Source organism: Paenibacillus sp. Y5S-9 (assembly GCF_036894235.1).
Classification (GTDB): domain Bacteria; phylum Bacillota; class Bacilli; order Paenibacillales; family Paenibacillaceae; genus Paenibacillus.
Genome location: NZ_CP145887.1, coordinates 4,634,740 through 4,647,205, shown reverse-complemented (window position 1 = coordinate 4,647,205; position 12,466 = coordinate 4,634,740). Strand labels below are relative to the sequence as shown.

Below are 12,466 nucleotides of genomic sequence, written 5' to 3'. Positions count from 1 at the left end.
TATGGAGATTGCCAAGGTCATAGTTGATGTTCCCGTGAAGGAAACAGACCGGCCGTTTGATTACCTGGTACCTGAATCGATGAAGGAATGGATCGAGATTGGCAGCCGGGTGGGTGTACCTTTTGGGCATCGGACGGTGCAGGGATTCGTGATTGATCTTGTGCCGCGTACCGGAGAGGAATCATTCAAGCTTAAGCAGATTCAGGAGTTGCTGGACATTGTTCCCCCGTTGTCAAAGGATTTGGTTGAGTTGGCTGAATGGATGAGTGGACGTTACGCCAGTAACCGGATTTTGTCATTGCAGGTCATGGTGCCGACGGCATTGAAAGGGAAAGCAGAGCGATACATCTCGCTGGGAGATGTACTTGATGGACAGATGGCGGGTGCACAACCGGATGATGAGGTGTTATTTGATTGGGGAGAAGAGTCTACGACAGAGAAAGTACAGCAGGATATCATCCGTTTTGTCAAAAGTCGGGGTCAGGTACCGCTGCAACAACTGAGTCGAAAATATCCCAATCATGCTGCACTAATCAAGAAATTATTGCTTGGTGGTGTACTGCTGGAGAGTCAGGCCATCAAGGACAAGTTAAATAAAAAAACGATGAAGTCCGTTGATCTGGCTGTAGATATTGCTGCTGCGCAGGAAGCACTTGCTTCATTCCCGGCGAAAGCACAGCGACAGAAGGAGATTCTGGCTTTTTTGCTGGAAATGAAAGAACTGCTGCCCATGCCGATGAAAGAAGTGTTATCTACACTACAGGTATCGGCTGCGACGATTAAGGGGCTTGAGGAAAAGGGACTGATCGTCACCGAGGACGTTGAGGTCTTCCGTGACCCTTATCAGGGCAGGACGTTCAAACCGACTGAACCGCTGGTTCTGACCGATGAGCAAAAACTTGTCTACGACAATATCAATGGCCGATTGCAGGAACAACGCCATGGAGTATTTTTGTTACATGGTGTTACGGGAAGTGGCAAAACGGAAGTCTATCTCCAAACCATTCAACAATGCATCGAACAGGATCGGCAGGCCATCGTACTGGTGCCCGAGATTGCACTGACACCACAGATGGTAGAGCGCTTCAAAGGGCGCTTCGGTGACCAAGTTGCTGTTATGCACAGTCGTCTGTCTGGCGGTGAACGTTATGATGAATGGCGCAAGATTCGTGAGGGTCAGGTGAAGGTTGCGATTGGGGCGCGTTCAGCCGTATTTGCTCCATTCAGTCGGCTTGGGTTGATCATTATGGATGAAGAACACGAGACTTCCTACAAACAGGAAGAAACTCCGAAATATCATGCTCGTGATGTAGCGGTAAAAAGAGCACAGCAGCATCAGGCCGTGGTTGTTCTGGGTTCAGCGACACCTTCGCTGGAAAGTTATTATGCGGCACGCTCGCAAAGTAATGATGATTTTGCACCACTTTTACTAGAGATGCCAACACGGGCACTGGGGAACAAGCTGCCTGAAGTGCGAATCGTTGACATGCGTGAAGAGTTGAAGGATGGCAACCGCTCCATGTTCAGCAGGGCTTTGCACAAAGGGTTAGAGGAGCGCTTGGAGCGTGGTGAACAGACGGTGCTTCTGCTGAATCGCCGTGGATATTCGACCTTTGTCATGTGCCGAAGTTGTGGATATGTGGCAGGTTGTCCCGAATGTGATATTTCACTGACGTACCATCAGCGCTCCAATAATCTCCGTTGTCATTACTGCGGGTATGCGGAAGCAGCTCCGGAAGTGTGCCCGGATTGTGGAAGTGAGCATATTCGATACTTTGGTACAGGTACACAACGGGTTGAGGAAGAACTTGCGAAGCTATTTCCGGGTATTCGGGTCATACGGATGGATGTGGATACAACAACGGAAAAAGGGGCTCACGAGAAGCTGCTAAAACAGTTTCGTGAGAAAAAGGCTGACGTATTGCTGGGTACCCAGATGGTTGCGAAGGGACTTGATTTCCCGGATGTGACTCTGGTTGGCGTGATAACAGCGGATTCAGCATTGAATTTGCCTGATTTTCGTGCTGCCGAAAAAACGTTTCAGTTACTAACACAGGTAGCTGGCCGAGCTGGTCGACACCAATTGCCTGGTGAGGTGTTTGTTCAGTCCTATACGCCGGAGCACTACTCCATTGGCCATGCGAGTCAGCATGACTACGTGTCATTTGTACGTGAGGAATTGCTGCACCGTCGCAATTTGCAATATCCGCCTTACTGTCGCCTGATTCTGGTGACCTTTTCGCATGAGCAACTTCCGGTATTGATTCGTCTTGCCGAGAACTACACGCGAATACTGAAAGAGAAGGCTAATGCAGCCGGATGGCTCGGCAGTCTGGATCGATTCAGCAATGATGCCTTTGATGTACTGGGGCCGGTAGCATCCCCGATTCCTCGGATCAAGAATAGATACAGATTCCAATGTATGATAAAATGGCGGGGGGATGTAGACGCCATAGGACTTGCTCTGGCAACGGCCCGGCGCATGGACGATGATGTTCAGGCGCAGAAATTGCTTATTAGTCTGGATGTAGACCCGCAAATGTTAATGTAAGCATTTTGCAGCAATGCGGATGTAAACAAGCGGTATAAACATAGATTAAAATGAATACCCCAAAAATACAGATATCGTCCTGAAATTATGATGAGGATTAGGAAGGTGCTTACAACATGTCGATTCGCATTATCGTGCAAGAACCAGATGAGGTGCTCCACAAGAGAGCCAAAGAAGTAACTAAAATTACACCGAACGTACAAAAATTGCTGGATGATATGGCTGATACCATGTACGATGCGGAAGGTGTAGGTCTTGCTGCGCCGCAGGTTGGAATTTTGAAACGTCTGATTGTTATCGACGCAGGTGATGAGCAAGGGCTGATCAAGATGATTAACCCGGAGATCATTGCAAGTGAGGGAGAACAATTTGGACCGGAAGGTTGTCTGAGTATCCCTGGAATTAATGGTGATGTTCGCCGTTTCGAGACCGTTACGGTTAAAGGTCTGGATCGTGAAGGCAAAGAGTTGATTATTACGGGTAGTGGCTTGCTGTCCCGTGCATTCCAGCATGAGATTGATCATCTGGATGGCGTACTCTTTACGGATGTCGCCGAGAAAGTGTACGAAATTGCAGCCGATCAAACGGGACCGCGTCGTAATTAAGGAGTGATCGATTTGAATATTGTTTTTATGGGAACACCTGAATTTGCAGTTCCTTCTCTCGATATGCTGATGGCAGAGGGATACAATGTGGTGGGTGTGGTGACTCAGCCTGATAAACCACAGGGACGCAAAAAAGTACTTACGCCAACACCGGTTAAGGCCGCGGCAGAACGCCACGGTCTGCCGGTGTTTCAACCTGTTAAATTGCGTGATCCGGAAGCCGTAGCCCGCTTGGCTGAATGGAAGCCGGATCTGATCGTGACCGCGGCCTTTGGACAGATTCTGCCCAAAGCCGTGCTGGATATGCCTGTTCGCGGTTGTGTGAACGTGCATGGCTCACTTTTGCCAAAATATCGCGGAGGAGCCCCGATCCAACGTTCCATTATTAACGGGGAGTCCGTGACAGGAGTCACATTGATGTATATGGCTGAAGGCCTGGACACCGGAGATATGATCTCGCGTGTGGAACTGCCGATTACGGACGAAGATACATCAGGATCGATGTTTGATAAATTAAGTGAGGCTGGTTCCAAACTGCTTCAGGCAGAAATGCCACGATTGATTGCAGGCGAGACAACGGCGGTACCTCAGGATGATGCCGAGGCTTCGTATGCTCGCAATCTGACTCGGGATGACGAGAAAATGGACTGGAGTCGTACTTCACGCGAACTGTTCAATCAGATTCGTGGTCTTGTGCCGTTCTCAGGTGCATTCACGATGTGGGATGATCAGGTCTTCAAAGTCTGGGCTGCGACTAACCCCAATCAGGTGGATCAGGCAACTTCTTCGGATGCTGGACAAGCAGAGCCGGGAACAGTACTGCAATTGAACAAGGCAGGGATTGAAGTCCGCACAGGCAATGGTTCTCTCTGGTTGACTGAAGTGCAGCCAGCAGGTAAAAAGGTGATGCAGGCCGCTGACTTTGCTCGCGGTGGTACACTGAAACCTGGAACGGTGCTGCGATGAGCGGTAACATACCAGGTCGTTCGTCAGGAAAAGGCCAGAAAGCTACTGGAAATTCATCCGGGCGTGAAGGAAACCGTCGTCCGAATTCGGGTAAATCGGATGGTGCATCTCGCTCCCAGAAACCGAAAACATCTGCTCGTGCATTGGCAGTCAAAGTTCTGAGTGCTGTTGAGCAAGATGGAGCATACAGTAATCTGGAGTTGAACCGTCGTCTGAAAGAGGCGGATTTAAGCCCTGCGGATGCTGGACTAGCTACCGAATTGGTGTACGGAACAATCGCTAGATTGAATACACTTGATTATTTTCTGGAACGTTACGTCGCCAAAGGAGTATCCAAACTGCAACCATGGGTTCGTAGCCTGCTGCGGATCAGTGTATATCAGATGATATACCTGGATCGTATTCCGGAGCATGCCGTGGTGAGCGAAGCGGTTAATCTGGCGAAAAAACTGGGCCATCAGGGAATCTCGGGTATGGTGAATGGTGTACTGCGCAATATGATTCGCAATCGGGATGAACTTCGTATTCCAGAACATCTACCCGTTGCTGAACGTATTTCACTGGAGCATTCCCACCCGTTATGGATGGTTGAACGCTGGATTGCCCAGTACGGCGAAGAGACAGCGGAAGCGATCTGTCGTGCGAATAATGAGCCGCCAGCGGTGAGTGTCCGGGTCAACACCACAATGACCACACGGGAGAAACTGATGCATGAGATGGCCAGCACAGGTGCAGTCGTTGAAGCTTCTCGCCTGAGTTCCGATGGTATTCTTGTACGTAGTGGCGGAAATATGGCTCTAACGTCCTGGTATCGTGATGGTTTGTTCTCTGTACAGGACGAAAGTTCCATGCTTGTTGCTGAAGCCGTTGCGCCGGAAGAAGACCAACTTGTATTGGATTGCTGCGCAGCTCCAGGTGGTAAAACAGCTCACATGGCGGAGAAAATGCAGGATCGCGGTCGTATTGTCGCGAATGATGTACATGCTCACAAGCGTCAGCTGATATTGGATCAGGCGGAGCGTCTCGGTCTGAGTTGCATCGATGCTGTAACTGGAGATGCTCTTGATCTGAACGAGCGGTATCCGGAAGCGTCGTTTGACCGCATTTTGCTGGATGCACCATGTTCAGGTCTGGGTGTTATTCGCCGCAAGCCTGATGTGAAATGGACCAAAACCTTAGAAGATATCGAAGATATCGCAGACTTGCAGCGTGAACTGCTTGATCGGGTTGCACCGTTGTTAAAACCAGGGGGTATTCTGGTTTACAGCACGTGTACCATTGAGCCTGCTGAGAATGAGGTTATGGTGACAGACTTCTTGAATCGACATCCAGAATATAGTCCAGCAGAAACATCCGTCTGGTCTGAATCGGAGACAGCGAACTTGAAGGTTGTGAACGGTGGTATTCAGATTTTGCCACAATACGCTCACAGCGACGGATTTTTCATCGCACGGTTGACAAAAACAGCGAAATAACAGTTTAATAGAGCACGGAAGCATGACCGCCGAGGGGAACTTCGGCGGATTTCTTTGTGATGGGACTACGATATAATTGTCAGAGAATGTGATGACAGGGTGCGATGGCGGCATTGAGATGTTATAATGCATGAAGTACAGATATCAAGGGTATACATGGATGTAACGTGGTCTTTGTGATAGAATAGGACGAATGGAACGAAAAGAAGGAAGCCAACGAAAAGAAAAGAAGGAATAGGTGTTGACAACAAAATGAAACCTTTTATATATGATTATTCTCTGGAACAACTGCAGCAATGGGCTGTGGAGAATGGGGAGCCGGCGTTTCGCGGTGGCCAAATCTTTGACTGGATTTATGTAAAACGTGTGAATGATTTCAGTGAAATGACCAATCTGTCCAAGCCATTGCGTGAAAAGCTGACAGAGCAATTTGAATTTGTAACGCTTAAGGAAATTACCAAGTTTGAATCCAAGGATGGAACGGTTAAATTCCTCTTTGGTCTTCATGATGATCATGCCATTGAGACGGTAATCATGAAGCATAATTACGGGAACAGCATCTGTGTAACCACACAGGTTGGTTGTCGTATTGGTTGTACGTTCTGTGCATCCACATTGGGTGGACTCAAGCGTAACCTTACGGCTGGTGAGATTGTTGCCCAGGTTGTGCAGGCTCAGAAAATTTTGGATGAACGCAACGAGCGTGTCAGCAGCATCGTGATCATGGGTTCGGGTGAACCTTTCGAAAACTATGAAGCTACGATGACTTTCCTGCGCATTATGATTCATGAAAAAGGGCTGAACATCGGTCAGCGTCACATCACGGTATCCACGAGCGGAATCGTTCCGAACATCTACAAGTTTGCAGATGAAGATACACAGATTAACCTCGCCATTTCGATCCATGCACCAAATGATGCACTGCGTTCGAAATTGATGCCGGTTAACCGTCGTTTTCCTTTTGAAGACGTGATGGAGTCCCTTCGTTATTATCTGGCCAAAACAGGTCGGAGAATTACGTTCGAGTATGCACTTATTGGTGGGGTAAACGATCAGCCAGAGCATGCAGCAGAACTGGCAAGTGTGCTTAAGAACATGTTGTGCCACGTGAATCTGATTCCGGTTAACCATGTACCTGAACGCAAATATGTAAGAACATCGAGAAGCGACATTTTCAATTTTCAGAAGATTCTCTCGGAACAGGGTGTTAATGTAACCATTCGTCGTGAACAGGGACATGATATTGCTGCCGCTTGCGGTCAGCTTCGTGCAAAGCATATGGAGTTGAGGTGAGAACGTTTTGATCAAAACAGTTCATGTGAGCCATATCGGACGAGTGCGTTCGGTGAATGAAGATTCAGCCTGGATTCGTAATCTCGATACAGGATATATTCTGGGTATTGTTGCCGATGGCATGGGTGGACATCTTGCAGGGGATACGGCAAGCCGCTTGGCAGTAGAGACGTTGGTGAAAGATCTGGGAACACTGGAACCAGGTCTGTCACATGCGTCTCTGTCTGCGGCTCTCAGCGATGCTATTTTGCATGCCAACGAAGTTATCTTCCGCACTGCATCAACAGATGACAAGTATCACAACATGGGAACAACGGTAGTTGCGGCTTTATTGAACGATACGGAAGGTGTTATTGGACACATCGGTGATAGCAGAGCCTACAAAATTGCGAACAAAGCTGTGATCCAGCTAACCGAGGACCATACACTGGTGAATGAATTGTTCAAAAATGGTCAGATTAGCAAAGAGGATGTGTCCCATCATCCACGTCGCAACGTACTAACTCGTGCGCTTGGAACAGATGCCGAGGTGAAGGTAGATCTGGATACCGTCAAGCTGGAGGAAGGCGAAGTTCTTCTCCTGTGCAGTGATGGTCTCAGTAACCTGGTCAGCAATGAGCAGATTATTCAGGTTGCCGGCAATCTGGAACTGGCATTGGAAGATCGTGCAGACCGACTGCTTCAGTTGGCTTTACTTGCTGGGGGAGACGACAACATCACGGTTGCTTTGTTCGAGTTGCAGAGGGAAGGTTCCGTGGATACGGAAACGGGGTGTGAGTCATGATTGGGCACCAGCTAGGCGGACGCTATGAAGTGATTGAGCGTGTCGGTGGTGGCGGCATGGCTCTTGTGTACAAAGCCCAGGATCTTCTGTTGAACCGGAATGTAGCGATCAAAGTTCTTAGACAACAGTTTGTGCATGACGAAGAGTTTATTCGCCGTTTCCGCAGGGAAGCACAGTCGGCAGCATCGCTGTCTCATCCGAATGTAGTCAGCATTTATGACGTGGGGCAGGAAGATGACGTTCATTATATTGTCATGGAGTATGTGGAAGGCAAAAACCTGAATGAAATTATTAAAGAACGCGCCCCTCTGCAGGTGGACGAATCGGTGCGAATCGCTTCCCAGATTGCAGATGCTCTTGATCATGCACATCATAATCAAATCATTCATCGGGATATCAAACCCCACAATATATTAATTGGCCGGAATGGCCGTGTGAAAGTAACGGATTTCGGGATTGCCCGTGCGGTTACATCTACAACGATTACGCAGACCGGTTCCGTAGTTGGTTCTGTACATTACTTCTCACCAGAGCATGCCAAAGGCATCGTTACTGGTGAAAAATCGGACTTATATTCTCTTGGGATCGTACTTTACCAAATGCTTACCGGGCAACTTCCGTTTCTGGGTGAAAGTCCAATCAGTGTGGCATTGAAGCATTTGCAGGAAGAGTTCGATGAACCACGCAAATTCAATCCATTGATTCCGCAAAGTGTGGAAAATGTCATCTTAAAATCCATGCGTAAAAATCCGCAGGAACGTTATCAGTCGGCCAAAGAAATGCAGACCGATCTGGAAACTTGCCTGATGCCGGAGAGACGAAATGAAACGAAGATTGATTTTCCGGATGAGGATGATATAGACCAGACTCGCGTAATGCCAGCGATCAAGCCTGAACCGCGTGGAGTTACATCGACGGGTGCGCTGCCTGTGATGGAGTCTGACGAAGAAACTGGCAAGGGTAAAGCGAAATCGAAGAGCTGGAAGAAGCCAGCTCTACTCATTTCATTAACCGTTCTTATTCTAATCGCCATGGTGGGTGTTGTATGGTATGTCAAGGGTATGTTGGTTGTACCTGAAGTTACCGTACCTAACGTGATCACCCAGACTGAAGAAAAGGCTCGGGAAATGCTTGAGGAGAAAGGACTCGTCGTCAGTGATGAGGTCATCCGTCTGTACCAGGAAGGTGTCGAACCCGGTATTGTGTTTGACCAGAGCAGAAAAGAAGGCGATGTTGTCAAAGAAGGCTCCGAAGTCCAGATCAGTGTTGGTGCAGAAAAAGAACTGGTGAAGATGATTGATGTCAAACAAGAAACTTATGATGAGGCTGTCAAGAAGTTGACTGCGCTTGGCATTAAGGAAGATCAGATTCAGCGGAAAGATGACTTCTCCAATGATGTGGCTTCAGGTTCTGTTATTTCCCAGACACCGGGTGTCAATGAGGAATTTGATCCAGAGACAGTTCAGATTGAGTTAACCGTAAGTAAAGGTACTGAAACGGTCAAAATGCCTGATCTGAAAAATCTTACCCGCAGTGAAGCCGAAGAAAAACTTAAATCTGCTGGACTTGAGCTTGCTCAGGTACAGGAAGAACAAAGTTATACGGTAGAAAAGGGCAAAGTGACGCAGCAATGGCCTGTGGAAGCGGGCGCAGATGTGAGTCCTGGCGATAAGATTACGATCTTTATCAGCACAGGGTATCCACCTGAAGCGCTGCAATATCCTTTTGATATCAATGTATCACCCAAAGAAGAGGGCAAAAACAGTAAAATCCGTATCACATATGAAGATGCACGTGGCAAGAATCAGGAATGGGGAACTCGCACCGTGAACTCAACCCAGATCTTGACCATTCCACTTGTACTTGCTCCAAATGAAAATGGGGCTGTGTCCGTCTATCGTGATGGACAGTTCCTGGATACGTATCTTGTCTCCTACAGTGAAGCCAAAAACGGAACAGTAAACGTACCTTCCATTGACCCGGAACAAAGCACTGAGACGCCGCCAGAAAATGAGCCTGATCCAGGTGAAGGTAGCGTTGATGAGGGAAGTGTTGATTCCAATCAGGAAGGTGAACCTGAGTCCACACCGGCAGACGGTGAGGGTGAGAGCGTAGATGAGGACACTTCTGCCATGAATAATGGTAAGGGGCACGGCAAGGAAAAAGAGAAGAAAAAGGAAGTCATTAACGCATCAAGCCGTCCATAAGGGCGGCTTATGCTGGCGTCTGGAGTAAATGTACCACCATCTAAAGGAGGGCGTCGGAGCTATGCCAGAAGGTATCATCGTTAAAGCGCTAAGCGGTTACTATTATGTCATGCCAGTGGAAGACAACGGGGTTCCTTCGGTTGAAGGTTCCGCCGTTCAATGTCGAGCCAGAGGTATCTTCAGAAAGCGGGGAACATCACCGCTTGTAGGTGATCGCGTCAGCTACATGTTGACTGAGAACGGAGAAGGAACGGTTGATGAAATTCGGAAGCGTGAGACGGAACTTATCCGTCCTCCTGTAGCCAATGTAAGTTTGGCTGTTCTCGTGTTCTCTGTGAAGGAACCGGATATGAACCTGAACCTGTTGGACAAGTTCCTTGTTCACATCGAGCAGGCGGGGTTGGATGCACTCATTGTGTTGACCAAACTGGATTTGGCTGATCCAGCCAAAGACACTGTTGCTGAAGTGAAAGCATTGTATGAACAGGTTGGTTATGAAGTGATCTCCACAAGTTCACGTACCGGTGAAGGCAGTGAATTGCTCAGAGACCGTCTGGCTGGTAAGATCAGCGTATTCTCCGGACAATCCGGTGTAGGCAAGTCTTCGATGTTAAATGCATTGATGCCGGGCCTGACGCTGGAGACAAATGCGATCAGCATGCGTCTAGGACGAGGGAAACACACCACCAGGCACGTGGAGCTTATTCCGTTGGATAATGGTGGATTTGTTGCGGATACGCCAGGATTCAGCCAACTGGACTTTCTGGAGATCGGTGTGGAGGAACTCTCCACTTGTTTCCGGGAATTCGCCCAGTTTGCAGATCAGTGCAAATTCCGAGGTTGTACCCATACACATGAGCCAGGCTGTCGTGTGCTTGCGGCCAAGGAGGAAGGTCTGATCTCCGAAAGCCGATATCAGCACTATGTGCTGTTCCTGAACGAAATGAAAGATAAGAAGCGGAGGTATTAACATGATTAAAATTGCCCCATCGATATTATCAGCTGATTTTGCCCGCCTTGGTTCGGAAGTTGCAGAAGCTCAAGCTGCAGGAGGAGACTGGATTCATGTTGACGTTATGGACGGTCATTTCGTCCCTAATATTACGCTTGGACCTGCGATTGTGAAGGCAATCGCTCCACATACAAGCTTGCCGCTCGATGTGCATTTGATGATTGAGAATCCGGAGCGTTATGTTGAGGAATTTGCCAAAGCGGGTGCAGCGGTAATTACCGTTCATGCTGAGGCTTGTGTACATCTGCACCGGGTTATTCATCTGATCAAGGAGCAGGGAGTGAAGGCAGGAGTTGCCCTTAATCCGGGAACGCCAGCGTCTGCCATTCTCGAAGTGCTGGATGATGTGGACATGGTTCTTGTTATGACGGTCAATCCTGGCTTTGGCGGACAGGCATTTATCTCGGGTACCATGAACAAAATCAAGCAGATTCGTACCTGGTTGAACGAAAAGGGACGCCATGATGTACATATCGAAGTAGATGGCGGGATTGCAGCCGATACAGCTCCACTTGTAGTGGAAGCTGGAGCAGATGTGCTCGTTGCTGGGAGTGCCGTATTTGGCCGTGAGGATCGTGCTGCCGCGATTACTGAAATTCGCCGTAGCTACGGAGGCTGATCTATGACCCTCAAGGAGACACTGTGGACGATGGCTGCGAGTCTCGTGACGGGACTTGTGCTTGCTTTGTTTGCGGTTATTCAATCCCCGTTTAATGCCATTACGTCATTAATCGGGGTGGGCGTTGTTATTATGTATTTCCGCAAATTTGATCGTACCGGACATCGGGTTACTTTTGTTATATTCAGCATACTGTATTATGTACTGAGTGTTTTCATGATCGCTGTCTATCAATATATTCCTGCCCAAACGTAAATGACCTGATCTTCGGGCTTGTCATTGTGGAATAGGGATCGAAGGTTCCGCATAAATATGGTTACATGAGCAGGTTTCTCATGTAGCCTTTTTTGTCGTGTTTGAGGTAAAGAAGGCCTGAAGCATAGGATACGGCGGACGCATGAGCATGATGGGGAGGGTGAATTATGAAATTTTACACATTCAAACTGCCGAAGTTTTTGGGAGGGTTTGTAAAGGCGATTCTTAATACGTTTCAAAAGAACTGATCTGATTGATAAGGTAACAGGGAATACCGCCGCTTTGGCTCAGTCTTATCTGGAATTCGTACCTGCGAAGCGCCATGCGGCGGCCATTCACATGTTAATGAGCGTATTCAAGAATCCCTTTTTTGAATACCAAAAAAGCACCTGCAAGGAACAAGGTGCTTTTTGCTTACCCGATTTATAGTAGCTTTGCGTGATTATACGCGAGTCACTTTACCGGCTTTCAGTGCACGGGTGCTTACGTATACACGTTTTGGTTTGCCGTCAACGAGAATGCGGACCTTCTGAACGTTTACGCCCCAAGTACGACGGTTACGGTTGTTAGCGTGGGATACGTGGTTACCGGTGCCCGGTTTCTTACCTGTCACATAACATTTGCGAGACATAGATTACACCTCCTATCCTAAAATAACCAGTTGCCTTCAGAAACGAAAAGTCATTCCATAAGGACTAA

At 48.2% G+C, this 12,466-nt stretch carries 12 protein-coding genes; 11 read left to right on the top strand and 1 reads right to left on the bottom strand.

Features of this window, described 5'->3' with window-relative positions; genetic code table 11:
• The first annotated feature begins 1 nt into the window (after position 1).
• From priA to spoVM, 11 genes are all read left to right on the top strand, one after another.
• Positions 2 to 2,551: a primosomal protein N' gene (gene priA, locus V6669_RS20480; protein ID WP_338587861.1), complete on the top strand. Its 2,550-nt coding sequence runs from the start codon at positions 2 to 4 to the stop codon at positions 2,549 to 2,551.
• Positions 2,552 to 2,667: 116 nt separating this feature from the next.
• Positions 2,668 to 3,156 (top strand): peptide deformylase, encoded by a 489-nt coding sequence (gene def, locus V6669_RS20475; RefSeq protein ID WP_017687449.1) that lies wholly within the window; start codon positions 2,668 to 2,670, stop codon positions 3,154 to 3,156.
• A gap of 12 nt (positions 3,157 to 3,168) precedes the next feature.
• Entirely contained in the window at positions 3,169 to 4,122 is a 954-nt protein-coding gene (gene fmt, locus V6669_RS20470; RefSeq protein ID WP_338587860.1) for a methionyl-tRNA formyltransferase, read from the top strand.
• A complete protein-coding gene (gene rsmB, locus V6669_RS20465) occupies positions 4,119 to 5,597 on the top strand; it encodes a 16S rRNA (cytosine(967)-C(5))-methyltransferase RsmB (RefSeq protein WP_338587859.1) in 1,479 nt (492 codons plus the stop codon). The genes fmt and rsmB overlap by 4 nt, the downstream gene beginning before the upstream one ends.
• Before the next feature lie 252 nt (positions 5,598 to 5,849).
• Positions 5,850 to 6,890, top strand: coding sequence for a 23S rRNA (adenine(2503)-C(2))-methyltransferase RlmN (gene rlmN, locus V6669_RS20460; protein ID WP_017687452.1), 1,041 nt, complete (start codon positions 5,850 to 5,852; stop codon positions 6,888 to 6,890).
• Positions 6,891 to 6,897: 7 nt separating this feature from the next.
• The gene (locus V6669_RS20455) at positions 6,898 to 7,674 is read left to right on the top strand and encodes a Stp1/IreP family PP2C-type Ser/Thr phosphatase (RefSeq protein ID WP_036614606.1); all 777 of its coding nucleotides are present in this window, start codon (positions 6,898 to 6,900) and stop codon (positions 7,672 to 7,674) included.
• Complete coding sequence (gene pknB, locus V6669_RS20450) at positions 7,671 to 9,881, top strand: Stk1 family PASTA domain-containing Ser/Thr kinase (protein ID WP_338587858.1); 2,211 nt, start codon at positions 7,671 to 7,673, stop codon at positions 9,879 to 9,881. Before V6669_RS20455 ends, pknB begins: the two co-directional genes overlap by 4 nt.
• A 61-nt stretch (positions 9,882 to 9,942) precedes the next feature.
• Entirely contained in the window at positions 9,943 to 10,851 is a 909-nt protein-coding gene (gene rsgA / locus V6669_RS20445; RefSeq protein ID WP_076328024.1) for a ribosome small subunit-dependent GTPase A, read from the top strand.
• 1 nt (position 10,852) lies between these two features.
• On the top strand, positions 10,853 to 11,512 hold the full coding sequence (gene rpe / locus V6669_RS20440) for a ribulose-phosphate 3-epimerase (RefSeq protein ID WP_338587857.1): 660 nt from the start codon (positions 10,853 to 10,855) through the stop codon (positions 11,510 to 11,512).
• A 3-nt stretch (positions 11,513 to 11,515) separates the two neighbouring features.
• Positions 11,516 to 11,767, top strand: a complete 252-nt coding sequence (locus V6669_RS20435) for a hypothetical protein (RefSeq protein WP_091014322.1) — start codon at positions 11,516 to 11,518, stop codon at positions 11,765 to 11,767.
• Positions 11,768 to 11,934: 167 nt separating this feature from the next.
• Positions 11,935 to 12,015, top strand: a complete 81-nt coding sequence (spoVM, locus tag V6669_RS20430) for a stage V sporulation protein SpoVM (protein ID WP_019424875.1) — start codon at positions 11,935 to 11,937, stop codon at positions 12,013 to 12,015.
• 194 nt (positions 12,016 to 12,209) lie between these two features.
• Here the strand turns inward: spoVM and rpmB are convergent, their stop codons facing one another.
• Complete coding sequence (rpmB, locus tag V6669_RS20425; RefSeq protein WP_017687459.1) at positions 12,210 to 12,398, bottom strand: 50S ribosomal protein L28; 189 nt, start codon at positions 12,396 to 12,398, stop codon at positions 12,210 to 12,212.
• Positions 12,399 to 12,466 lie beyond the last annotated feature (68 nt).